General features: G+C 41.4%; 24 protein-coding genes. 16 read left to right on the top strand and 8 right to left on the bottom strand.

From position 1 onward, the window contains the following. Positions 1 to 14: 14 nt before the first annotated feature. Positions 15 to 431, bottom strand: a complete 417-nt coding sequence (locus CXF93_RS20470; RefSeq protein ID WP_101064349.1) for an acetyl-CoA sensor PanZ family protein — start codon at positions 429 to 431, stop codon at positions 15 to 17. Between the two features lie 66 nt (positions 432 to 497). Here CXF93_RS20470 and CXF93_RS20465 point away from each other — a divergent pair, with 66 nt between their 5' ends. Continuing rightward, entirely contained in the window at positions 498 to 752 is a 255-nt protein-coding gene (locus CXF93_RS20465; RefSeq protein WP_101064348.1) for a YkgJ family cysteine cluster protein, read from the top strand. A gap of 1 nt (position 753) precedes the next feature. Here the strand turns inward: CXF93_RS20465 and CXF93_RS20460 are convergent, their stop codons facing one another. Beyond that, a complete protein-coding gene (locus tag CXF93_RS20460) occupies positions 754 to 1,914 on the bottom strand; it encodes a murein hydrolase activator EnvC (RefSeq protein ID WP_101064347.1) in 1,161 nt (386 codons plus the stop codon). Positions 1,915 to 1,943: 29 nt separating this feature from the next. Beyond that, positions 1,944 to 3,476, bottom strand: a complete 1,533-nt coding sequence (gene gpmM, locus CXF93_RS20455) for a 2,3-bisphosphoglycerate-independent phosphoglycerate mutase (protein WP_101064346.1) — start codon at positions 3,474 to 3,476, stop codon at positions 1,944 to 1,946. A gap of 312 nt (positions 3,477 to 3,788) precedes the next feature. On the opposite strand from gpmM, the gene CXF93_RS20450 reads away from it, so the two are divergent. From CXF93_RS20450 to gpsA, 3 genes are all read left to right on the top strand, one after another. Further along, the gene (locus CXF93_RS20450; protein WP_101064345.1) at positions 3,789 to 4,217 is read left to right on the top strand and encodes a rhodanese-like domain-containing protein; all 429 of its coding nucleotides are present in this window, start codon (positions 3,789 to 3,791) and stop codon (positions 4,215 to 4,217) included. 69 nt (positions 4,218 to 4,286) lie between these two features. Next, a complete protein-coding gene (secB, locus tag CXF93_RS20445) occupies positions 4,287 to 4,760 on the top strand; it encodes a protein-export chaperone SecB (protein WP_101064344.1) in 474 nt (157 codons plus the stop codon). Between the two features lie 3 nt (positions 4,761 to 4,763). Continuing rightward, positions 4,764 to 5,768: an NAD(P)H-dependent glycerol-3-phosphate dehydrogenase gene (gene gpsA / locus CXF93_RS20440; protein WP_101064359.1), complete on the top strand. Its 1,005-nt coding sequence runs from the start codon at positions 4,764 to 4,766 to the stop codon at positions 5,766 to 5,768. Between the two features lie 141 nt (positions 5,769 to 5,909). On the opposite strand, the gene nfuA is transcribed toward gpsA, so the two are convergent. Both nfuA and CXF93_RS20430 read right to left on the bottom strand, forming a co-directional pair. Continuing rightward, complete coding sequence (gene nfuA, locus CXF93_RS20435) at positions 5,910 to 6,488, bottom strand: Fe-S biogenesis protein NfuA (RefSeq protein WP_017221655.1); 579 nt, start codon at positions 6,486 to 6,488, stop codon at positions 5,910 to 5,912. 71 nt (positions 6,489 to 6,559) lie between these two features. Then, positions 6,560 to 7,258: a ComF family protein gene (locus CXF93_RS20430; RefSeq protein ID WP_232784271.1), complete on the bottom strand. Its 699-nt coding sequence runs from the start codon at positions 7,256 to 7,258 to the stop codon at positions 6,560 to 6,562. Positions 7,259 to 7,343: 85 nt separating this feature from the next. On the opposite strand from CXF93_RS20430, the gene bioH reads away from it, so the two are divergent. From bioH to CXF93_RS20405, 5 genes are all read left to right on the top strand, one after another. After that, on the top strand, positions 7,344 to 8,180 hold the full coding sequence (gene bioH / locus CXF93_RS20425) for a pimeloyl-ACP methyl ester esterase BioH (RefSeq protein WP_101064342.1): 837 nt from the start codon (positions 7,344 to 7,346) through the stop codon (positions 8,178 to 8,180). Positions 8,181 to 8,325: 145 nt separating this feature from the next. Beyond that, positions 8,326 to 9,051: a hypothetical protein gene (locus CXF93_RS20420; protein WP_101064341.1), complete on the top strand. Its 726-nt coding sequence runs from the start codon at positions 8,326 to 8,328 to the stop codon at positions 9,049 to 9,051. A gap of 98 nt (positions 9,052 to 9,149) precedes the next feature. Beyond that, positions 9,150 to 9,734, top strand: a complete 585-nt coding sequence (locus CXF93_RS20415) for a DUF4202 domain-containing protein (protein WP_101064340.1) — start codon at positions 9,150 to 9,152, stop codon at positions 9,732 to 9,734. Positions 9,735 to 10,033: 299 nt separating this feature from the next. After that, on the top strand, positions 10,034 to 10,627 hold the full coding sequence (locus CXF93_RS20410) for a YhgN family NAAT transporter (RefSeq protein WP_101064358.1): 594 nt from the start codon (positions 10,034 to 10,036) through the stop codon (positions 10,625 to 10,627). A 194-nt stretch (positions 10,628 to 10,821) separates the two neighbouring features. Next, positions 10,822 to 11,940: an alanine--glyoxylate aminotransferase family protein gene (locus CXF93_RS20405; protein ID WP_101064339.1), complete on the top strand. Its 1,119-nt coding sequence runs from the start codon at positions 10,822 to 10,824 to the stop codon at positions 11,938 to 11,940. A 157-nt stretch (positions 11,941 to 12,097) separates the two neighbouring features. On the opposite strand, the gene CXF93_RS20400 is transcribed toward CXF93_RS20405, so the two are convergent. From CXF93_RS20400 to CXF93_RS20390, 3 genes are all read right to left on the bottom strand, one after another. After that, on the bottom strand, positions 12,098 to 13,807 hold the full coding sequence (locus CXF93_RS20400; protein WP_101064338.1) for a PglL family O-oligosaccharyltransferase: 1,710 nt from the start codon (positions 13,805 to 13,807) through the stop codon (positions 12,098 to 12,100). Between the two features lies 1 nt (position 13,808). After that, on the bottom strand, positions 13,809 to 16,685 hold the full coding sequence (gene uvrA, locus CXF93_RS20395) for an excinuclease ABC subunit UvrA (protein WP_101064337.1): 2,877 nt from the start codon (positions 16,683 to 16,685) through the stop codon (positions 13,809 to 13,811). Between the two features lie 115 nt (positions 16,686 to 16,800). Continuing rightward, positions 16,801 to 17,439, bottom strand: coding sequence for a LuxR C-terminal-related transcriptional regulator (locus tag CXF93_RS20390; protein WP_101064336.1), 639 nt, complete (start codon positions 17,437 to 17,439; stop codon positions 16,801 to 16,803). 510 nt (positions 17,440 to 17,949) lie between these two features. Here CXF93_RS20390 and CXF93_RS20385 point away from each other — a divergent pair. The 7 genes from CXF93_RS20385 (at position 17,950) to CXF93_RS20355 (ending at position 25,038) form a co-directional block, all read left to right on the top strand. Further along, positions 17,950 to 19,323: an MFS transporter gene (locus tag CXF93_RS20385; RefSeq protein WP_101064335.1), complete on the top strand. Its 1,374-nt coding sequence runs from the start codon at positions 17,950 to 17,952 to the stop codon at positions 19,321 to 19,323. 1 nt (position 19,324) lies between these two features. Further along, the gene (gene ssb, locus CXF93_RS20380; protein ID WP_101064334.1) at positions 19,325 to 19,972 is read left to right on the top strand and encodes a single-stranded DNA-binding protein; all 648 of its coding nucleotides are present in this window, start codon (positions 19,325 to 19,327) and stop codon (positions 19,970 to 19,972) included. Between the two features lie 379 nt (positions 19,973 to 20,351). Then, complete coding sequence (locus tag CXF93_RS20375) at positions 20,352 to 22,262, top strand: EAL domain-containing protein (RefSeq protein WP_101064333.1); 1,911 nt, start codon at positions 20,352 to 20,354, stop codon at positions 22,260 to 22,262. Positions 22,263 to 22,417: 155 nt separating this feature from the next. Next, positions 22,418 to 23,311, top strand: coding sequence for a type IV pilus biogenesis protein PilM (pilM, locus tag CXF93_RS20370; RefSeq protein WP_101064332.1), 894 nt, complete (start codon positions 22,418 to 22,420; stop codon positions 23,309 to 23,311). Then, positions 23,311 to 23,910 (top strand): MSHA biogenesis protein MshI, encoded by a 600-nt coding sequence (locus CXF93_RS20365; protein WP_101064331.1) that lies wholly within the window; start codon positions 23,311 to 23,313, stop codon positions 23,908 to 23,910. The genes pilM and CXF93_RS20365 overlap by 1 nt, the downstream gene beginning before the upstream one ends. Then, positions 23,907 to 24,701, top strand: coding sequence for a glucose-6-phosphate isomerase (locus CXF93_RS20360; protein WP_101064330.1), 795 nt, complete (start codon positions 23,907 to 23,909; stop codon positions 24,699 to 24,701). The genes CXF93_RS20365 and CXF93_RS20360 overlap by 4 nt, the downstream gene beginning before the upstream one ends. Further along, the gene (locus CXF93_RS20355) at positions 24,694 to 25,038 is read left to right on the top strand and encodes an MSHA biogenesis protein MshK (RefSeq protein ID WP_101064329.1); all 345 of its coding nucleotides are present in this window, start codon (positions 24,694 to 24,696) and stop codon (positions 25,036 to 25,038) included. Before CXF93_RS20360 ends, CXF93_RS20355 begins: the two co-directional genes overlap by 8 nt. Positions 25,039 to 25,052: the final 14 nt, after the last annotated feature.

Genomic DNA, 25,052 nt, shown 5'->3' with positions numbered 1-25,052 from the left:
ATATCTGTAAATAATTAACAGTTAAAGTTAAATGCAGAATCTTGCTCGCTGAAACCTTGATGCATTAAAAATGCAGATAGTTCAACAGTCACTTGCGCTGACTTAGGCACAGTTACGGTTTCTAAGCTTAGTGATCTGGCGTACTCGATTGCTTGCTGTATTAGATATTTACCTACACCACGCTGTTGGGTTATATCTCTCACTGCAATGCAGCTTAGGAATAACGCTGCTGCGTCATGTTGCATAATTAGCCCACCAATGTGGCGATCATTAAACTTAGCAACAAATAGCGTCTGGCTATCATCTTGAAGTAATTCATAGAAACGGTTTTTAATTTCAGCTTCGTCATGCTGAAATGGTCGATACAATTTTGTTATATCAATAAGTAACTGTGGTGTTGATTCTGTTACTGTAAATGCTGATAATCTCATACTGTTCCCTTTTTTAGATACAGGCTTATTTTACGCTATTATCACTCAATTTTTAAGGTTTGTTTTATGCAATGCAGGATGAATTGTGGGGCGTGCTGTGAAGCGCCAAGTATAACCAGTTATATTCCTGGAATGCCGGATGGTAAGCCTGCAGGGGTGCGTTGTGTTAATTTATCTGCAGACAATCTCTGCTTGATATTCACCGACCCAGAACGACCAGCGCTATGCGATACATTCAAGGCCAGTGCTGATGTGTGTGGCAATAATCGCGATCAAGCTTTGTTTTTAATTACTGATTTGGAAATACAAACCGCGATCTAGTCTATAAGCGTTTAAGCCATGAGCGTGGGTTAACGGCTTTACCTTTGTGGCGGATTTCGAAGTAAACCCCTGACTCTAGCTGACCACCACTGCGTCCCGCTAATGAGATCACATCGCCTTTACGTACTTTTTCGCCTGTTACCTTAAGTAAAGTCTGGTTATGGCCATACAAACTCATATAACCTTTGCCGTGATCGATAATCGTTACCATACCGAATCCACGTAACCAATCTGCGAATACCACTTTGCCAGCGCTGACGGCTTTAACTTTGCTGCCTTCATTCGCACTGATAACTAAACCACGCCAACTGACATTATTAAATCTCTTACTATTGAAGTTATGCAGCACTTTACCTTTTATCGGCCAGTCCAATTTACCTTTATATTGTTGTAAGCCTGATAATGATATCTGTGCGCTTTGTTGTTTTTTTAATAACGCGATTTGTTGTTGTTTTCGCAATAACGCAATTTGTTGCTTTAATTTTTGTGCTGCAATGCCTAATTCTGTTCGGGTTTTTTGCTGTTTGTTGATGCTGTAAGCGATATTTTTATTACTTTTCTTCTGCTGGTTTTTCTGTTGTGCTAATTGCTTGGCTTTTTGTTGCTGTGAGGTTTTTATGACAATTAATTGTTGTTTTATTTCTTCCTGCGCTACTTCATTTTTTTCGATTTCAGCTAAAGTGTCATTAAATTCAGCAATGGATTCTGCTCGTGCGGCGTGGAGGTGTTGATAATAAACCAGTGAGCGTTCTATCTCATTAGTGTTCTGCTGATTTAGAAGTAACTTCAAATAATCATTATTACCGCTTAAATAGGCTGTTTCGATTTGTGCGGAAAGGATATGTTGCTGTTGCTTTTTACTTTTTAATAACGCTTTTTGCTTTACCACTAGGGCGTTAAGGTCCTGCTCGATATTGGTAATTAGAGATTCGGTATTACTTAATTGTGCGGCAACTTTACTAATAGCACGATCGGTACTCTGGGTCTGTTTTGATAAATCGTTTAAATAGCGGTGCTGCTTTTTGATAGATGCGTCTTGGACTTTGATCTGATTGCGAAGTTGATTTAGTTCGGATTGATTATTGGCTGCATAAGCGTTTAATGAAAGCAATATCAGCAGGCCTATAACGCTATAGGCCATGCTGTTTTTTAAAAATGTCATGACGTTATCCTTTCCCCGTAGGGAAACGATTATTTCAGATTCATTAAGTTGTTACCAGTCATTTCCGCAGGAATATCTTGGCCAAGTAATGTTAGCAGTGTTGGTGCTAAATCACATAGACGACCCGTTTCAGCTGGTTCAGCATCACGACCAAAATAGATCAGCGGTACAGGTAAATTAGTATGCGCTGTATGGATGCCACCGGTTTCAGGGTTGACCATCATTTCAGCATTACCGTGATCGGCTGTGATCAAGCATTCACCACCCGTTTTTTCGAGTGCAGCAACAACACGGCCAATCGATTTATCGACAGCTTCACATGCTTGTACTGCAGCATCAAAGATACCAGTGTGACCAACCATATCGCCGTTAGGGTAGTTACAGATGATTGCGTCATATTTACCGCTCTCGATCGCTGCAACTAACTTATCTGTTAGCATTTCTGAGTTCATTTCAGGCTGCAGGTCGTAAGTTGCTACTTGTGGAGATGGGATTAACTCTCGATCTTCGCCAACAAATGCATCTTCTAAACCACCATTAAAGAAGAAGGTAACATGTGCATATTTTTCAGTTTCTGAAATGCGTAACTGCGTTTTGTTGTTTTGTTCAAGCACTGAACCTAATGTATTTACTAGCTTATCTGATGGGAAGGCAACGCTTGCATCAATACTCGCTGCATATTCAGTTAACATAACAAAGTCAGAAAGCTTCGGCGTTACTGCGCGTTCAAAGCCGCTGAAATCTGTATCTACGAATGCACGGGTAATTTCACGGGCACGATCGGCACGGAAGTTCATGAAGATGATTGCATCACCATCAACAATCGGAGCTGCTTCACCGATCACTGTTGCTTTAACAAACTCATCATTCTCATCACGAGCATATGCCGCTTCAAGACCAGCAAGTGCACTATCAGCATTATGTGATGCTTGTGCTTGGGTAAATAAGTTATACGCTTCTTCAACACGATCCCAACGATTATCACGATCCATTGCAAAATAACGGCCGATCAAGGTTGCAGTTTTACCAACGCCGACTTCGGCAAATTTAGCATCAAACTTTTCTAACGTACCTTGCGCACTGCGCGGTGGTGTGTCACGGCCATCTAAGAATGCATGCAGATAAATTTTTGTTGCACCCTGTTTTGCTGCCATGTCGATCATAGCTACAATTTGATCATCGTGGCTGTGTACGCCACCTGGTGATGCTAAACCAAGAATATGGACTGCTTTATCGTTAGCAATCGCAGCATCTACAGCTTTAACAAGTACTGGGTTCTGATTAAATTCACCATCAGCGATTGATTTGTCGATTTTAGTTAAATCTTGATAAACGATACGACCAGCACCAATATTTACGTGACCAACCTCAGAGTTGCCCATTTGACCATCAGGTAGGCCCACATCTAAACCTGAACTCGAGATCAACATGCTTGGGCAATCTTGCCAAAGCTTATCTAAAATCGGTGTTTTTGCACTAGCAATCGCATTATTTTGTTGGTCAAGACGGTGGCCCCAGCCATCCATGATGATAAGTGCAATTGTTTTCTTAGCCTTAGACATGAGTTTACCTCTCGGTTATTTAATTTAAATATAGGAATATTACTACACTTTCAGTGGTAAAATTGGCTCTTATTTATGATCCAGGTAGAATATTGGAGATATTTAATGGTTAATATCGGTAATATTACTACATTTAAAGCTGTTTCATGTACTGAGGTGTTAGCTTCATTATAGAAAAAACGTCATTAATTTTATTGTTTAGCTATTCATAACGGTAGTGAGGAATTTATTATTGAGCTGCTTTTATTTCTTGTCGCATGTATACTCCGTTGAGAATAATCCATTATTATTAAATCTTAGAGTCATAATCACATGCAAGAATATATTGAGTTTGCTTCAAATAATCCAGCCTTATCTCTCGCTTGGGTAGCTATTGCTGGTTTCCTTATTTATTCATTTGGCACTAGTGCCATGTCTAAAGTTAAGTCGGTGAACAACCACGAAGCGACAACTTTAATGAATAAAGACAATGCTATTGTCGTAGATGTACGTGCGGCAGAACATTATCGTAAGTCACATATTTTAAACGCAATTAACGTTACTACTGCTGATATCGAAGCAAATAAGCTAACCATGATTGAAAAATACAAAAACACCCCAATCATCGTTATGTGTGATACAGGAATGAGTTCAGGTCGCGCAGCGAATCGTTTAGCGAAAATGGACTTTACTACTGTTTATAACTTATCTGGTGGTATGGCAAGTTGGCAAGAAGCTAACTTACCGACTGTTAAGAAATAATAGTCTACCAATCAGATAGCCAAGTAATTAATTATTCAGTTTGAATTTATAAAATATTGGAAGTTACCTATGTCAGAATCAGCAAGCCAACAAGAATTTAATATCCAACGTGTTTATCTTAAAGACGTATCTTTTGAATGCCCTAATTCACCTGCGATCTTCCAACAAGAATGGAAGCCTGAAGTTAAATTAGATCTTGATACTCGTAGCTCTAAGCTGGGTGAAGGTGTATTTGAAGTTGTACTATCACTAACTGTAACTGCTAAAGATGGCGAAACAGTGGCATTCTTATGTGAAGTTCAACAAGCAGGTATCTTTACTGTTGGTGAATTAAGTGAAGGCCAACTAGCACATTGTTTAGGTGCTTTCTGTCCAAATATCTTATTCCCATATGCACGTGAAACAATTGCTAGCTTAGTAAGTCGTGGATCTTTCCCACAACTTAACCTTGCGCCTGTTAACTTCGATGCTTTATTTGCATCTTATGTACAACAAGCACAACAAGCAGCTGAAGTTCCTGCAGAGCAAAAACTGGATTCTTAAGTGATGACTAATGCAGCCTTGATAACAGTATTGGGCGCAGGCTCTTACGGTACGTCGCTAGCGATGTCTTTAGCACGTAACGGTAATAAAACTGTGTTGTGGGGTCATAATCCACAGCACGTTGCCGAACTTGCTAAAGCGCGCAGTAACGAAGCGTATTTACCTGGTATCGCCTTTCCTGACGCTTTGATATTGGAAGCTGATCTGCAGCAAGCTATTGCAGCAAGTCGCGATATTCTGATTGTTGTACCTAGCCATGTTTTTGGTGATGTATTAACGCAAATTAAACCATTCTTACGTGATGATTCTCGTATATCTTGGGCAACTAAAGGCTTAGAAGCTGAAACGGGGCGTCTGTTACAAGACGTTGCGACTGATATTCTCGGTACTCACTATCCTTTAGCTGTATTATCTGGACCGACATTTGCGAAAGAGTTAGCGGCGGGTTTACCCACAGCTATTAGTATTTCATCAACAGACCCCAAGTTTGCTGATGACATTTCACACCTGTTGCATTGCGGTCGTAGCTTACGTACTTATACCAACAATGATTTTATTGGTGTGCAACTTGGCGGCGCGGTAAAAAACGTAATTGCTATTGGCGCAGGCTTATCTGATGGGCTTGGGTTTGGCGCTAATGCACGTACTGCTTTAATTACCCGCGGTTTGACAGAATTATGTCGCCTTGGTGAAGCATTGGGTGCCGATAAAAATACCTTTATGGGTATGTCTTGCTTGGGTGATTTGGTACTGACATGTACTGATAATCAAAGCCGTAATCGTCGTTTTGGCCTCGCACTTGGTGCGGGTAAAGGCGTTGATGAAGCACAAGTTGAGATCGGTCAGGTTGTTGAAGGTTATCGAAATACCAAAGAAGTTTATTTGTTATCTGCGCGTCTTGGTGTGGAAATGCCAATTACGGAACAGATCTATCAAGTGTTATATGAGAATAAGTCTGCTAAAGAAGCAGCATTAGATTTGTTAGCACGAGATAAAAAAGGTGAATAACTATTCTTTGTAGATAAGTTTTGTCTATAAAAAAAGTGACAGCGAAAGCCGTCACTTTTTTTTATTGCCGATTTATGTAAATCGAATTCTATTACTACTTCTACGGATTAGTAAGTTAACTAACCCATATTAGCGATAGGCTTAGTAGTAAGAGTGCTCACCAGCTTGGTGCTCAGTTGCATCTTTAACTGCTGTTAGTTCTTCAGGGAACAATTCTAGTAACTGCTTTTCAATGCCTTCTTTCAACGTGAAGTCTACTTGGCTACAACCATTACAACCGCCACCGAACTGTAAAATAGCAATACCGTCGTCAGTGATTTCAGTTAATACTACGTTACCACCGTGACCTGCAAGTTGTGGATTAACTTCAGTTTGGATCACGTATTCTACGCGTTCAGCCAATGGTGCGTCATCAGCAACTGCGCGTACTTTTGCATTCGGCGCTTTCAGGGTTAATTGAGAACCCATTTTGTCAGTCACAAAATCGATATAAGCATCGGTTAAGAATGGTTTGCTCATGTCATCAATTAATGCATCAAAACCACTGAATGGTAAGACAATATCAGTACTCTCAATAGCTTCAGGTGGACAATATGATACGCCACACTCTGCATTTGCTGTGCCTGGATTAACGACGAATACTCGAATGTTAGTGCCGTCTTTTTGGTTGCTAAGTAATTTTACAAAGTGAGTTTGTGCCGCTTCAGTAATTGTTATCATGATGTCCTCTTTGTTATACCTGACTAATTTACTATGTCTTTAATTGTAACGCTATTCCTGATGAGAAACCACTAATCCGCTAATGTTCTGGCGATACACCATATATCAATACGTTCTACCCCTGCTGTAAATAATGTTTGGCAAGCTGCTTTTATGGTTTCGCCTGTGGTAACGACGTCATCAATAACTGCGATATGCTTCGCGGTTATAGGTTCGATGACTTGAAATACATTGTGCATATTGGCTCTACGCTCTACGGCAGTTTGTTGCGCTTGTGCTTTGGTATTTTTAGTTCGGATAAATTTGTTCTCGGCGATTAGCGGTATTTGTAGTTGTGCTGCTAAATCCTTGGCGACTAACTGAGCTTGGTTGTAACCACGTTTTGCAAGGCGTTTTTTATGTAAGGGGATCGCAATTAGGGCGTCGGGTAAATGGTAATCAGCTTGTATGACTTTGTTAGCGATACTACGACTTAACAGTTGTGAAAATAGTAAGTGTAGTTGTGGTTGTTGAGAAAATTTGTATTGTTTAATTAAGTATTGGCATTCTAAGGTATAACTCATACAGGTAATTAATTGCTGCCAAGGCGGTGCTTGCTCGTTGCATTCACTACATTGCAGTTGCTGGTTTTGACCTTGTGGTAGCCCACAGCGCGGGCAGTAAGAATAAGGCAAGTAGGGCAGTTCTTGTTGGCATAATAAGCACAGGAAAGGTTGTGGATTGTCGATAGGCATGTCGCATAAATAACAGCGAGGTTGTAATAGTACCATACTGATCCTGCGTATCATGGCTGTATCTACTGGTTTGATTAGTATATCCTCATGGCAATAAATAATTGCTCAAGTGTAGGATCAAATGCCAGAAGTTATCGCCACAGAAAGTAAAAGTGTAAGCCCTTGCACAAAGTTGCATGTCGAAGTTGTTGGTGATGGCCCAGATCTAGTGCTGCTGCATGGTTGGGGGCTAAACAGTGCGTGCTGGCAATCCGTGGTACCATTATTATCAGCGCATTATCGCTTACATTTAATTGATCTGCCTGGTTTTGGTTTTAGCCATGACAGTCATCTTGCCAGTGGCACACTAACAGATATTACAGAGGTATTGTTAAAGGTTGCACCAGCTAACGCAGTTTGGTTAGGTTGGTCTTTAGGTGGACTTTGTGCCACTCATTTTGCCCTGCAACATCCACAACGGGTTGCTGCTTTGGTTACTGTGGCTAGCTCTCCGAAATTTATGGCGACAGCAGAAGTTGCAGATTCGGCGGCTTGGTCTGGTATTGCTGAAAAAGTATTAGCGCAATTTCAACAGCAGTTACAGCAAAACCTACCGCAAACGATAAATCGTTTTTTAGCTATTCAGGGTATGGGTAGTGACACGGCGAAACAAGATATTAAGCAATTAAAATCCTTGTTGGCAGCTAGACCACAGCCACATGAACAAGCGCTAAGTAACGGCTTACAGTTATTAGCAAGTGTTGATTTACGTACCCAGTTATCCGCGTTATCCATGCCATTTTATCGTTGTTATGGTCGTTTAGATTCGCTAGTGCCACAAGCAACAGTTGTGTGGATGGATAATTATCTACCGCAATCATCTAGTCTGATATTTAAAGCCTCGTCGCATGCGCCTTTTATTTCCGAACCCAGACTTTTTGTTGATGAATTGCAGGCATTTATCGATCATTCGTTATAAACTCAACTGACAGACATTGATGTTATTGTGGATGTGCTACAACAAATGGGATGTTATTGCTAATCATGAGGGGATATATGTTTGTACAATCCAAAATGGCGATTAATGATCCTCGTATGAATATTGTAGATGGTGGTACTGGCATATGGCATTAGTCATTCCTCCACCAACTGGCATTCCCAATGCGCTAAATCCAACCACAGCAGCGGTCGAACGTGATGCTGAAAAACGCGAGATAACCCCTGCGATAACCCCTGATAATGCCTCCGCTGCAACCAGTGATAGTACGGCAGATAAAGATCTTATTAATTACAATCCAAAGAAACAAGATCCTCACCAGAAGAAAAAACCAAGCCATGAGCCATCCTCGTCTATAGATGCGGATGATGGCGTGATACTCGATCATGTGATTCCTGAAGGCGAAGCTCAAACACCAGCTGAAAGTGTCGTTAGTGTGATGGGATCGATCGATATGTCGGGCCCTCCGGAAACTATAATTGCTGAAGTATTGTTATTACGACAAGCCATTTTGGCTAAATCAACACTCATCGTTAACGATCGTCAACAACTTGCAGAGATCAATCACATCATTAAAACCGCACTTGCTGATCTATTGCGCTTGAAGCTGCTTGATGAAGTGAAGGTATTAGCGTCACAGCTGCCCGGGGCTAAAGGTGTATTAAAAGGTCAGAGCACACATTCCAATGTTGTCTCACTTGATGATCTATTTGCTTACTCTTTTGATGATCAAGCCGATTCAGCAGGTGCCAGTGTCTCTGCCAAATCAAAATTAGCTGGCGCTGTTGTAGGTTATTTTTATGGTGAAAATATCGAACCGCATCCACCTTCACAAATCGATCATAAGGAATGACACTGTTATTTATTGCTTATTTTCCGATACTTTAGCAGTAACTCAAGCTCTGCTTTGTTAGTATAGATAAAAATAACCTTACTAATAACGAGGATGTCATGTCAGAGCAACGGATACAGCAAGCAATACAATTAATCGATCAAATAAATCAGTGTGACCCAGTAACTGAACTCGTTGATGGTGTGGCCCAACCGAAAGAATGGCTATATGGTTTACGTATGAGTGAGTGCTTAGCTGAATTTATGCCCGACGCATCAATCGCTCTGCAGATCGCAGCGCGTGCTCAACATATTAAGCGTTGGAGTATTCCGCGTAGTGAACACCCACTTGGTCGTGAAGGCTATTACAAATGGCGTCAGTCTTTGGGTCGTTTACATGCAGAAGAAGCCATGACGATTGCTGCGCAAGTTGGTTGTGAGCAAGAAGAGATACAAGCGATTGGCCGGATGTTACGTAAAGAAAAAATCAAACGTGACCCACAAGTTCAAGCACTAGAAGATGTTATCTGCTTAGTATTCTTAAAATATTATTTTACTGCATTTGCAGAAAAGCATACACCAGAAAAGCTGATTGTGATTGTGCAAAAGACCTGGGCTAAAATGTCTGAAAAGGGCCATGAAGCGGCACTGAAATTACCGTTTACAGCTGACCAGCAAGCGCTACTAGCTAAAGCGCTGGGCTAATCACACGCTGTGAACAGCTCATAAATTCATCACTAATTTACTGTCACTATGATGAGTGTCAGTGAATTATGATGGAGCTGTTACTTCCTATTTCCCTTTCTTGTCCTGTCATTATTACTCGACGTCGCAGACGTCATTACCCGATTTTATGATATACAGTACATATCACTCTGTTAGTGGTAATTTTTCTTTGCTTTTCACTGTCATTAAAGCCTTTATATATGCAATCGCTCTGGTATATTGAACTCAGTAGTCATGGTTGGCTAATTGTATGATTTAGGGAGTTTAAGTTAATGGAAATGGAAATAATATCGGCAGCGGTCATGCTCTTTTTGATCATGGACCCGCTAGGTAACTTACCTATATTTTTGTCTATTTTAAAACATATTGATAAAAAACGCCGACGTGCGGTGATGGTCCGTGAGTTGTTAATCGCACTGTTTGTGATGCTATTATTCTTATTCTTAGGTGAAAGGATCCTTGGTTTCTTAAGTTTAAAGCAAGAAGCTGTGAGTATCGCCGGGGGTATTATTTTATTCTTGATCGCCATTAAGATGATTTTCCCGACCGCAGGTGGATTAACAGGTCTGGCTGCAGGTGAAGAACCCTTTATTGTACCAATGGCGATTCCCATGTTAGCTGGTCCTTCAATCCTAGCTGCACTGTTATTATTAGCCCATCAAGACCCAAATAAAATGTTTGAATGGTCTGCTGCGTTGCTTATTGCATGGGGTTTAACTGCTTTTATTTTGATGTTTTATGAAGGCTTTAACCGTATTTTAGGTGAGAAAGGCTTAGCTGCTGTCGAACGATTGATGGGCATGCTATTAGTGATGATCTCTGTGCAGATGTTACTCGATGGTATTGCTGATTATCTTGCCACAGTAAGCTGATAAATAACCATGGGTTGTTGCGTTATTGTAAACAAAAAATTGCTTTGTTGTTTGCAATACGCCGTCGCAATGGTAAATTAATCTATCTTAATACTTAAGTAAGCTTAACAGATAGTTTAGGACGTCAGATAAAGGCGTGCCATTTAAAGGTACTACTTCTGATGACAGTTCTCACAATATGACAAGGAAATTGAATGAGCATTACCTCTTTTTATCCCCCACAACGTACTTTGATGGGCCCTGGTCCTTCAGATGTTTATCCTAATGTATTACAGGCGTTAAGTCGTCCGACCGTTGGTCACCTTGATCCGACATTTGTACAAATGATGGATGAAGTAAAAGAATTGCTGCAATATGCGTTTCAAACTAAAAACCCTTGTACCATGGCAGTGTCTGCGCCGGGTTCTGCAGGTATGGAAACATGTTTTGTGAACTTAATTGAGCCCGGCGATAAAGTCATCGTCTGTATCAATGGTGTGTTTGGTGGCCGTATGGCTGAGAACGTAACACGCTCTGGTGGTGTGCTGGTTAAAGTGGAAGATGAATGGGGTAAACCTGTTGATCCAGAAAAACTTGCAGCGGCGTTAAAGGCCCATCCTGACGCGAAAATTGTCGCTTTTGTCCATGCAGAAACATCAACGGGTGTACTTTCTGATGCGAAGACGCTTTGTGCACTAGCAAGAGAACATGGTTGTTTGTCCATTGTCGATGCTGTGACGTCACTTGGTGGTGTGCCATTGTATGTCGATGATTGGGGTATTGATGCGGTTTATTCTGGCACGCAGAAATGTTTGTCATGTGTGCCGGGTATTTCTCCGGTGAGCTTTAGTGCTGCAGCGGTCGAAAGAATTAAAAACCGCACAGTACCAGTACAAAGCTGGTTCTTAGATCAGACGTTAGTCATGAGTTATTGGTCTGGTGAAGGCAAGCGTAGCTATCACCATACTGCACCAGTGAATACCCTGTATGGATTACATGAATCTTTAGTGCAATTACAGACTGAAGGTCTAGAAAATGCGTGGGAACGTCATGCACAGCAACATTTAGCACTACGCGCAGGCTTAGAAAAACTCGGCATTGAATTTATTGTCGATGAAGCCTGTCGTTTACCACAACTTAATACCGTGGTTATTCCTGACGGTGTGGATGATGCGGCAGTACGTAATCAGCTACTACAAACTTATAATCTTGAGATTGGTGCTGGTTTGGGTGCATTTGCTGGCAAAGCATGGCGTATTGGTTTGATGGGTTATGCTGCACGTCCTGCTAACGTTGCTTTGTGTTTACGCGCTCTAGAAGAAACGTTGAATTAAAGCATCGGTTTGGTACTAGAATACCTTTAATTATTAGGCTCGGTTAAATTAGCCTCCTGATATGTAAAAGCCCCGCTCATTAATAATGACCGGGGCTTTTTTGGTTTTAGTCTTAGCCAACTTTTGTTTTAGCTTTCAGCTAATAAACGCTTATTTTTTATTGAGATTGAGTGCTATCAGCCTGACTCGCAGCAAAGCGTTGTACCAACTTATTACGCGGATAAAGTAGCGCAGTGCGTTGCAATAAGACCTTTGCCTCGTCGTGTTGACCTAGCTTGGTTAATACGCGAACCCAGTTAATATAGATATTGGCTCTTGGTGTTTGCTGGCTGATTTCAGTAGCCCAATCTATATAGTTATTTAGCTCTGCAATGTCATTATTGTACATGGCTATTTGTAAGCGATACATCATGGCATTGAACTCTAAGCGGGTGATCCAAGCCACTGGATTCACCACTTTTGTCAGTGGCGTTATATCACTGCGATCACTACGTTCGTATTGCGTTAACAGGGTATTGGTATGTAGCGTAGTTACCATAAATACGGCAGTAACCAGTGGAATTAATAGCGCTAAAGTACGTAATAAAAACGTGTAGTTGAACGCGATGCTTTTGGTGTTGCCATAACGACTGCCGATATACCAAACCAAGGTTAAAAAGACTACCCAATGTACGATGGCATGATAAAACGGGTATTCAGTTTGGCTGTGTAATACCAGTGGGAACACCAATCCTAATAAGGCCAAACCTTGCCAGATAGGTTGCTTGACGATAATACGCAGGAAGCCAATAACCAATAAGGCGATCCCCGCTAATGCCACAAGGCCGCCTTCAATGCCCCAATATAAGAGTTCATTGTGTGGATGATCGAGGTTTTCATCTGAGCCGGGTAAGGCTAGGCCTTGGCTTAATGCGTCGCCATAGGAGTTGAGATAGGCCACTTCAAAGCTGCCATAACCCCAACCTAATAATGGTTTTTCTAACCACATAGAAAAACTGTGTAAATAAATAGGAAGACGACCACCTGGGTCTGTCAAATAAGCACTTGAGCGAGCTACAGTCTCTGCCGTTTCGAGTGAGTAAGCACCAATTGCAACAGCGATAACGCCACACACTAACCATACAAACAGACTTTTTGTTTGTTCAGATTCGCGTAATTGCAGCCACACCCAAGGTAGTAACATCAGCGGGGCAATTAATAATGACAAATAACCAGTACGTGATTGCAGTAATATCACCGGGATAACAGCCATAAAGGTGGTGACGTAACAAAATAGCCGTTTACCTTTTTCATCTAACTTGGTCTGTGTCAGCAGATATAAAGCCAGGGCAATACCGGTGGTTAAAAATGATGCGGAGACATTCGGTTGTTGAAAAATACCATAAGGGCGATTGGCAATTTTTTGATAACCGACGGTATTATTGACGGGTAACAGATAATATTGCACTAGGCTAAATAGCGCCTCGACAAAGACAGCACCTAAGATGAGATACAATAACATCAGGCGTTGTTGTTGATTAAGCTGCAATTGTTGCAAGGCAATAAAAAACAGTAAACCTCCGACTAAACCGAATAATCGCGTATAGCTAAGCCCCGCGACGATTGGGTCGGCATATAATACCGGTATTAACATGACCAGCGTGGCGGCGATGAACATTAAGCTGAGACGTGAATAAACCAGCTTAGCTTGTAATGTCGCTTGCCATAGACCGATGCCGATTAAGGTGGAAATAAATATCCAACCTATGGCATTAAATGGCAAGTGTAGACCAGAGCCGCCACCATTATGCTGAAAATAATGCATCCCGATCAGCATATAGATGGCAAACGTAATGAAAAATCCTTTTTTCAATGTTGTTAAGTTCATACTATGACTCTTGGTTAATATTATTCTGGTGGTTGAGAGTACTCAGCTGCTTTGTACGTTCAAGCATTGGCTTTAGAAAGCGTGCAGTATGGCTGTCTGGATGTTCTGCTACCGTTTCAGGTGTGCCAGCAACCAGTATTTCACCACCACCGCTACCGCCTTCAGGACCTAGATCAATAACCCAATCTGCTGTTTTAACGACATCAAGGTTATGCTCAATAATGACGATAGTATTACCGTGGTCGCGTAGGCGGTGTAATACTTTCATCAACAACTTAATATCATGAAAATGCAGACCTGTAGTCGGTTCATCCAAGATATACAAGGTTTGGCCAGTATCGCGTTTGGATAACTCTTTAGCTAATTTCACGCGTTGTGCTTCGCCACCAGATAAGGTTGTTGCTGATTGACCTAAACGTATATAAGAAAGGCCTACATCCATTAAGGTTTGTAATTTACGCGCAATAGGCGGGATCGGCGCAAAGAAGGTATTAGCCTCTTCAACTGTCATATCCAATACTTCGTGAATATTCTTACCTTTGTAACGTACTTCTAACGTTTCGCGGTTATAACGTTGGCTTTTACAGCTATCACAAGGTACATAGACATCAGGTAAGAAATGCATTTCTACTTTGATTAAGCCGTCACCTTGGCAGGCTTCACAGCGACCACCTTTAACATTAAAGCTAAAGCGCCCGGGTTTATAACCACGCGAACGGGATTCTTGCGTACCAGCAAAAATCTCCCGGATAGCGGTGAAGATACCGGTATAGGTTGCAGGGTTTGAACGTGGGGTTCGACCAATTGGGCTTTGGTCTATGTCGACAACTTTATCGAGCTGATCCAGTCCTTCTATTGAAACATAAGGTGCTGGTGTTGTTACTGTTGCGCCATTCAATTCGATATGGGCAATTTTAAAGAAAGTATCATTAATCAGGGTCGATTTACCAGAGCCTGAAACACCTGTTACACAGGTCATCACCCCAACGGGTACCGAAAGATCCACATTTTTAAGGTTGTTACCGGTTGCGCCTTTAAGATGAACCCATTTATCCGTTAACGGTGTACGTTGCGCAGGGATCTCTATGGCTTTACGGCCACTAAGGTAATCGGCTGTCAGTGAATTTTCACATTTTAAGATATCATCGACATTACCGCGAGCGACGATCTCACCACCATGAACACCCGCACCAGGGCCTATATCCAGCACGTAATCAGCGGCACGGATCGCATCTTCATCGTGTTCAACAACAATTACGGTATTGCCAAGATCACGTAAGTGGATCAGGGTTTGCAACAAGCGCTCGTTATCACGTTGGTGTAAACCGATCGACGGTTCATCGAGTACGTACATCACGCCAACCAGACCTGCGCCAATTTGACTCGCCAGACGAATACGCTGTGCTTCACCACCGGATAAAGTATCAGCGCTGCGCTCTAGACTTAAATAATTAAGACCAACATTAACCAAGAACCCCAGACGATCGCCAATTTCTTTGAGGATCTTTTCGGCAATTTGACCTTTTTGACCAGGTAGTTCCATACCAGCAAAGAAATCAAATGCTTCACCTATGGCCATGCGTGATACTTCCGGCAATGTGGTTTCTTGTATATATACGTGGCGTGCTTCTTGGCGCAAACGTGAACCTGAACAAGTCTCGCAGGGTTTAGTGGTTAAGTATTTCCCCAGTTCTTCACGTACTGCATTCGACTCCGTTTCTTTATAGCGGCGCTGCATATTCGGAATGATGCCTTCGAACGCGTGGCGGCGGACAACAATATCGCCACGATCATTGACATAGTTAAATTCAATTTCTTGCTCGCCACTGCCTTGCAGGATGTAATCTTGTACTTCGCTGGTTAATGAATTAAACGGTTTGGTGAGATCAAATTTATAATGCTTAGCCAGTGAGGTGAGCATTTGGAAATAATAAAAATTACGTTTATCCCAACCACGGATCGCGCCACCAGATAGACTCAAGTCGGCGTTGATAATAATGCGGTCGTGATCAAAATATTGTTGCACCCCAAGACCATCACAAGAATGGCAAGCACCAGCAGGGTTGTTAAACGAGAACACCCTTGGCTCAAGTTCTGCCATGCTATAACCACACTGAGGGCAAGCAAAGTTAGCCGAAAACACGATCGGCTCCGCGTTGTTATCATCCATATCGGTAATATAAGCGGTGCCGCCAGACATGTTGAGTGCAGTTTCAAAAGACTCCGAGAGACGCAGTTGCAGATCATCTCGGACTTTAAAGCGATCGATCACTACTTCAATAGTATGTTTTTTATGTAGGTCTAATGCCGGTGGATCGGAAAGATCACACACTTCACCGTCGATACGCGCACGGATATAACCTTGGCTGGCTAAACTAGCGAGGGTCTTAACATGCTCGCCCTTACGCTCTTTGACGATCGGGGCTAATAACATCAGTTTACGGCCGGTCTCTAACGCCAACACGTGATCAACCATCTGGGTGATCGTCTGTGCTGCTAATGGGGCATTGTGAGTAGGGCAACGTGGTTCGCCAACACGGGCAAACAACAGGCGCAGATAATCGTAGATCTCGGTGATGGTACCGACTGTTGAGCGTGGGTTATGCGATGTTGATTTTTGCTCGATAGAGATCGCTGGAGAGAGACCTTCTATATGATCGACATCGGGCTTTTCCATTAACGATAGGAACTGTCTGGCATAAGCAGAAAGCGATTCTACATAGCGACGCTGACCTTCTGCATAAAGCGTATCAAATGCTAACGACGACTTGCCAGAACCCGATAACCCAGTGATAACAATAAGCTTATCGCGTGGTAGTTCAACATTGATATCTTTAAGGTTATGGGTGCGTGCGCCCCGAACAATGATTTGATCCATACATAACTCACACTACATAAAATAATCAGCCAGTATCGCATACTCGAACTTGTTAGGCATTACTTTAGAAGAAACTTGAGTCTAAGTGGACTTTACCACTGTGAGCGATTCTCGGTTAAATCAGATTTTCTTTCGCCCAAGATACTGCTTGTAGGCGATTTTTAACTTTGATTTTTTTGAACACATTATAGAGATGCGATTTAATGGTGTGTTCACTGACATATAATGCATCGGCAATTTCTAAATTTGATGAGCCGGTCATTAACTGACGTAAAATTTCTTGTTCACGAGTGGTCAGCTCTGGTTTTCTATCTAAATCAACGGTTTTAGTGGAACGGTAAATTGAAATCAAAGAACTGAGAGTACGTCTTGGCATCCAAAATTCACCTTCGGTTATCTTTCCTATGCCTTTACAGACTACGTCGAGTTCATCGCGTTTATTAAACACGCCGAATATTGATGGCCAGGTGGAAATGTTCTCCATCGTGGTATCATCACTTAAATTAATTAATGCCAAACGAAACATGCCATGGTATTGCTTTAATTTATTTTTCAGTTGCTCTTGTGAAATACTGCTGAGATTGTCTGTATCAACCAGTAATAGTAAGTTGTTATCAATCGAGATCCGTTCAATTTCGGCGACTTCTCGTAATTGTTGTACCGGTATATCGAGTTTGGCTCTTAAACAAGAGACCAAGGTAGCCACTTGCAGGCTCGGTTGTGACAGTAGTACTACATTTGGGTAATCCGACATATGACTAATCCTTTAGTGTGTGTGGTGATATCCATATTTATGCTGAGTAGTATTATAAAGCGATACAATTGAGTTAATGACTTAATTTAACGATTAAACCTAATACCTAAGTTTAATGCAGCTTGGTACTAAAGTATTGACTAGCAGTCGAAAACCCAAGCTAACCTCTTTATACATTTTTCTTAATGGGTTGTTAACTTCGCTTAACATATCTGGGTGGTATAAATGAGTCAAGTTAGCATTCCGGTTTATCTCGACTCATACTTTTATCGTTTAGCGGTATCAATGGTTTAACCTTGTATACACTTTGGTTTTCATTGTCTTGCTGTCTTATTTTGGCGTTTAATGTCATTAACTATTATCAACTTGGTGTTTTACGGTTATTTTTGTTTTTTGTTAATGCTAAAGCATGGCGAGCGTCATTGTTTTTGTTTTAAATAAATTTTTATTGTCAGCTGGCATGACGTGTTAACATGGCGCTGTAAATATTAAGGGGTTGATGGATTAATTATGGATAATGTAGCTTTATCTAAATTAGAGCAAAAAACAGCGGTGTCGTTAGCATTAGTATTTGGCTTAAGAATGCTGGGGTTATTTATGATCATGCCTGTTTTTGCTATTTATGGGCGTGATTTAATCGGTTATTCGCCACTGTGGGTTGGTATCGTGATCGGTGCTTATGGTTTGACCCAAGCGATGCTGCAAATACCGATGGGGCAGTTGTCTGATCGTATTGGTCGTAAGCCCGTTATTATTGCTGGTTTAGGCCTATTTTGCTTAGGTAGTATTGTCGCCGGTATGGCTGATTCCGTTTACGGCGTGGCTTTCGGACGTATATTGCAAGGAACTGGCGCTGTTGCCAGTGCTATTCTGGCGTTAGCTGCCGATATCACTCGTGAGCAACAACGTCCTAAAGTGATGGCGGTCATTGGTATGTGTATCGGACTGTCATTTGCGTTTTCGTTGGTGGCGGGCCCGGTATTAGCACAATGGATAGGTCTTAAAGGTATCTTCTTTGTTACTGCTGCCTTGGCTATTGTTGGTATGTTAGTGGTGCATTATATTGTGCCGAACTCCACAACCAAAGCGCCAGCGGGCGATGCCAGTACCAATAAAAACAAGTTAAGAGCCATGTTGCGGGATCCGCAATTATTGCGTCTCGATGTGGGTATCTTTGTATTACACTTAACCCTGACTGCAGTATTTGTATCACTGCCATTTGAGTTAGAGGCGGCAGGACTAGTTGGTGAGCACCACTGGTGGATATATTTCCCGGCATTACTGCTATCATTTATACTGATGGTGCCGATGTTGATTATTGCGGCGAAAAAGAAAATGAATAAACAATTTTTCTTATTCGCCATTGCATTAATGGGTGTTGCCTTGTGTGTCATGGGCTTTGCAAATGGTAATCTATGGCTATTTGGCTTAGCGATTGTGTTGTATTTTACCGCGTTTAACTTTTTAGAAGCTTCGTTACCTGCGATGATCTCTATGTCAGCTCCGGCTGGTGCTAAGGGATCGGCAATGGGCATTTACTCAACCTCACAGTTTGCGGGTGCATTTTGTGGCGGTATTATTGCGGGTAGTTTGTATACGCAATTGGGTTCTCAAGGTTTATTCTTTATTATTGCTGCGGTAATGATAGTGTGGTTTGTTATTTCTTTGGGGCTAGAAAATGTCGGTCAAGTGAAGGCGCATACTATCGCTGTGACCATCGCAAACCAAAGAGAAGCTGAATTAATAGCCGAAAAGCTAATATCGCTATCCGGTATTAATGAAGCTGTAGTAGTATTAGAAGAGCAGGTCGCTTATTTAAAAGCGACTAAAGATTTTGAAATAGACCAGGCTTTGAACCTGGTTCGTGAACAGCACAGGAGCTAGCATGGCCAGTCGTGGCGTAAATAAAGTAATTATTCTTGGTAATTTAGGTAATGATCCTGAAATCCGCTCATTCCCAAATGGTGGCGCGGTTGCCAATCTAACGATTGCGACAAGTGAATCGTGGCGTGATAAGCAAACTGGCGAACAGCGTGAGAAAACTGAATGGCACCGTGTTGCTGTATTCGGTAAACTAGCGGAAATTGCTGGTGAATACCTACGTAAAGGTTCACAGGTATACATTGAAGGCGCCTTACAAACACGTAAATGGCAAGATCAAAATGGCCAAGACCGTTACACTACAGAAGTTGTAGTACAAGGTTTTAACGGTGTAATGCAGATGATTGGTGCCCGTCAAGGCGGTCAACAACAGCAGCAAGGTGGTTACAACAGTAATAACCAACAGCCACAACAGCAGCAGAATCAAAATGCAGGTTGGGGTCAGCCACAACAACCGGCTGCAGCACCTGCACAACAGCAAGGTGGCGGTTATAACAATAGTAACCAACAGCCACAACAAGCTCCACAGCAACAGGCTCCACAGCAGCAAAGCTATGCTCCACAACAGCAAGCACCTGCAGCAGCGCCTCAAGCACCACAGCAAGGTTTTAACGAACCATCTGCTGACTTTGATGACGACATTCCGTTTTAGCTCCCGAATTGATTGTTTAACATGATGATATAAGAACCTCGATTTTCGGGGTTTTTTATTATTTGTAGTTCAGGAATTGATGAGACAATAAATAACAACATAGTGTTATGATTTGAAATTATAACGATAAATATGGAAAAAAATTATTCATTTTAGCGGTGGATTAAGGTCACATTTATACTTAATCGAGCCTAAAATTAGTTGTTTTTTATTCGTATTACTCGCTAAACTGGTTTTTTATTCTTGATACCGTTCGGTATATTATCTGCTTTTCATTTTGAAATGCCGTAGAATCGATGACGATACGGTAAGTTAGTTATCATCAACAAAATTAAATTTTTGCAAGATTAGATTCTGATATAGGGATGTATAAGAATATATGAAATTTACCAATAAACTGATTGGTTTTATTATCTTTTGTGTGCTTTCATCAGTCGGTGTAGTGCTGCTCGGCGGTGCGGTGAGTTTACGCGAATTGGCGATTGAAACTCAAAAACAAAATATTTCCCGTCTCATTGATGTCATGGATGAGCAACTGGCAATGGAAGATAGCGAACCGCGTTTTGCATTCTGGCTGCCTGAGTTATTGCGCGCGCATTCGGTATTACAATTAACTGTCGAAAAAGACGGTATCGTTAGTTATTACTTTGATGCTAATACCCCTGATCCTGTTGCCGTGACCTCCTTCCTTAAAGAATATAACTTTAAATTACGCGTTAATAATGACTTCACTGCGAAGGTGGTGATGCTGTCGCCATATTACGCGATGGAATATCCCTCGGTATTATTAACTGGCGTCGGAACTGGCTTAGTGATTGCCTTGTTTGGTTTAGTTATTGCAATTCGATTACTTAAAAAAGGCATGTATGGCGCAGAGCTGTTGTCGTTGCGCAGTTATCAGATCCTTAATGGCGACCACCTCAAAGTGGCTGTTGGCTGTGAATCTGAATGGCCAAAGGCAACCAGCCGTGCATTTGATAAGTTAATCGCCGATCTTGAAGATACCAAAAAAGAGCGTAGCCGCTTTGACTCCTATATGCGTACTAACGCCTTCGTTGATCCATCTACAGGCATAGGTAACCGTGATTTCTTTTTAAATCAACTTGAGGCTATGTTATCCGACCCTGGTGTTATTGCGGGTACTGTTATCAAGATAGAAATGTATGAGTTATCGCAATTAAATTATGACCATGGCGTTGCAGATGTTGATGAGATGGTGAAGTCAGTCAGTGCATTACTGAGTAAATTTGTCGATCGTTTTACCGGCTCTGTACTTGCGCGTTATCGTGGTGATCAGTTTATTATTTTATTACCGAGGATCACCGGACCTGAATCAGAAATTGTGATGAAGCAGTTATATAAGTTGCTATCCAGAGTCAGCTTATCAACCCCTGTCGATTGTGATGAATTATTTTATACTGGTGTGGCTATTTATAACTACGGCGAAGATGCAGAAGAGGTATTAGAAAGCGTCGATCAAGCTTTAAAAATTGCGGTGCTGCAAGGCTGTTCCGGTTGGTTCTTATATGAGCAAGATGAACAGGTACCTGTGTATGCCAAAGGTACCGTGAGATGGCGTGGTTTGTTTGATAAAACCTTTAACAATAATGGCTTCCATTATGAACAGCAATTAATTCTTAGCATGGCAGATAAACAAGTATTAGGTTATGAAATATACCCAAGATTGAAAGATGAAAATGATGATTGGGTACATGCTGGGGTATTTTTACCGATGGCAGAGAAATGTGGGGTATTGAAACGTATTGACCGTCTGACCGTAGAGCACGCTATCTCTAATTTAGAAACGCGTGAACCCATTGCTTGCGGGATAAACTTAGATATCCAGAGTTATTTAGATAAACGTTTTATGCGCGCGGTGTACTTAGATATTATTCGCTTACCTGCGGCATTACGTTCACTGTTATATTTTGAGATCCATGAATATCAAATTAATCGTAATTTGGAGATGCTAATCGAACCAGCGAAAAATTTAAAAGCGCTCGGTTGTTGTCTCGCAGTGGATATGGTCGGTCAGGATGTGGTTGATTCTTCTTATATTAAAAAGTTAAATGTGGACGTTATCAAGATCCATCCGAGTTTGGTGCGTGACTTACATAAACGTCAAATCAATCAATTAGCCATCCGCAGTATTCTCGGTGGCACGGTGAATCTCGCCACCAAGGTGATTGCTGTCGGTGTTGAGTCTAAAGGTGAGTGGGATGCGCTGAATAAACTCGGCGTTTACGGTGCTCAAGGTTATTTTTGTAATAAAGTCAGTGTGTTGGCTTGAAGACTAGTTGGTTTGAATGTTATTTTTGTGCATTTCTCTGATGTTAAAACCGTGCTAATATCACACTTTGCTTACTACTTAATGCCGATTAAAGTATGATAGCCCGCAAGAAATTGATAATTCATTATTCATTTATTTAGGTGCAACAGAATCTTATGCGTATACCCTGGTTTAAAAGTCGTCACAAGCAAGCAAAACTGGGTGTTTTTATCGCTAAGCAGCGCGTTGATATTTGTGCCTTGTCGCTGGGTAATGATGCTATTGCAGTACTTGATTCAATTGCGTTTAATGATGTATCTGAATTGGTCAAAACGCTCAGTGAACTGGTCGCAAAACATAATTTAGATGCAGCGACTTGCCATGTGGTGTTGTCGAACCAGCTGTATCAGTTATTACAAATTGACAAACCGAATGTGCCTGATAATGAAATTGCTAGTTCATTACCTTTCATTGCCAAAGAGTTTATTCATGAAGCGATTGATTCTGTGGTATTCGATTATTTTTCGGTGCCGAATCAAAATAAAATTAATTTAGTTTATTGTTCAAAAAGCTTGGTTGAATTAATTGTCAGTGCAATACAGCAAGTAAAACTCGAACTTATCAGCATTGCTATTGAGGAATTAGCGACGGCAAATCTATTTAATACCCCTGCCGACGCGAAACAAAAAAATACCCAAATGTTAATTTCTCAGCAGGATTATCAAGAAGTTAATCTCACCATTATTCATGATAATCAATTGTATTTTTCACGCCGTATACGTGGTTTTGCTCGTCTACGTGACCTGCATGAAAATCAGCTTGATAGCCCCTTGCTGGATAATTTCAGTTTGGAAATTCAACGCTCAGCTGACTTTGCGGTGAGCCAGTTGAAGTTACCTGAAGTAAAAGAAATCAACTTAGCCTTGCCGAGTCATATTTTAGAACCGTTAATTACCCGCCTGCAACTCAATTTTACTATTCCGGTGACGCCGCTAAAGCATGCATTGATTGCTGATAATATGGATTCTGGATTTTTACCTGCCATTGGCGGCGCTTTGGAAAAACTGTAATGAAGACTCGCGTAAATTTATATACTCAGGCGTTTAGGCCAAAGAAAGAACGCTTTGCGTTAACACATGCTTTGCTGATTATTAGCTGTTCACTGTTATTGATGCTGACGCTAACAGTGATGTCGGAAAATGAAAATTCAGCGTTAACGCAGCAAGTCAACAATGTCAAACAGAAGGTCGCGACATTGGAAACTGAGGTCGATGTACTGTCTGATAAAGTTGCTCGTCATGTACAAAATCCGGCTTTAGAGCAACAACTCGCGCTATTAAAAACACGCTTAAAATACCGTGATGAGTTATTGGTGCAGTTATCAAAGTTAGCGCAAGTGCAAACCAGTGGTTTTGCTATCTTAATGTCTGATTTAGCTTTACAACGCGATAAAGATATTCGCTTAAATCAAATTCGTTTAGCGGGCAGCAGCATGACGTTAAAAGGTATCGCACGTAATCATGACGCGATCCCCCGTTGGATTGGTAAATTTTCGGCGGGTAAATCACTGCAAGGCCGTGAATTTAGCCAGCTTAACATCACCCGCAATGACGATGATATTATCGCGTTTACCTTAACTAATACGCCTATTTTGGAGGCCGATAAATGATCAAGCAACATTGGCTAACCATGAATGATAAATTTAAGCAGTTGTCGATGCGTGAACGCGTGCTGCTTGTCGGTTCGCTGGCCTGTGCGATTATTTATATCATTTTTAGCTTTGTACTCGAACCTAACTATGCGCGTAATAAACAATTAGCGACCCAACTATCTTCGTTAACACAACAACAGCGACAATATAATTTTACTATTGCTGAGTTACAGCAAGTACTAGTAACTGATCCTAATAAAGTAATCAAATTACGTATTTCACGTGCTGAAAATGAACTTAAGCAAGCTAATGGTAAATTAACCGATCTGACGGCAGATTTAATTAATTCCAACCAAATGGCATTAGTGCTGGGCGATGTGTTAAGTCGAGCTAAAAAAGTGAAATTGCTTGCTATCGAATCACTACCAGTGACTGCTATCACCGGTAATAGTCATAACACCGCAGAGCAAGAAAAAGCGCAAGATAAAAGCCAAGCTAAGCCGAAAATGGCCAATGCTAGCGGGCAAGAAGTTAACTCTGAAGAACTCATTAAAGCGGATGCTATTTCAAGTAATATTAATAGTGTCTTGGAGTCGAGTGGTTCTGAAGTGTTGCTTTATCGCCATGGGTTACGTATTACCATGACGGGTGCGTTCTTTGATATTCAAGCGTATCTGGACTCTATTGAGCAATTGCCGAAAAAATTCTACTGGGAAGTATTTGATTATCAAATGCAAACATACCCAACCGCTGAAGTTGTTATGGAAATCTATACCTTGAGTATAAATAAGGAGTTTATTCGTGGTTAAACTACTACTGCCTATATTCATTCTATTGAGCTCAACCTTGGTTCAAGCAGGGCAAGGTGTGATTGACGGTCATGTACTTGATGATCCTACTGGTCCTTGGGGAGCGGCAGATCCTATTGTGCGTACTCAAACTAAAGCAAGGATACAGACACCAAATTTGCAGGCTATTTTTGTCCGAGGCAATAGCCACATAGCGATCATGAACGGTAAAGAAGTGATCGCAGGTAGTTGGGTATCTGGTTTCCAGATCCGCCAAATTACCGATGACTTCGTGTATTTTATACGTAACGATAAAGAATTTAGATTGTCATTATTTGGCAGTAAAATTAAACATTAAGGCTCAAATTTAAT

The organism is Moritella sp. Urea-trap-13 (assembly GCF_002836355.1).
Taxonomy (GTDB): Bacteria; Pseudomonadota; Gammaproteobacteria; order Enterobacterales; family Moritellaceae; genus Moritella.
Note: the sequence above shows the minus strand (reverse complement) of the source record. Positions and strands in the feature narration are given on the sequence as shown.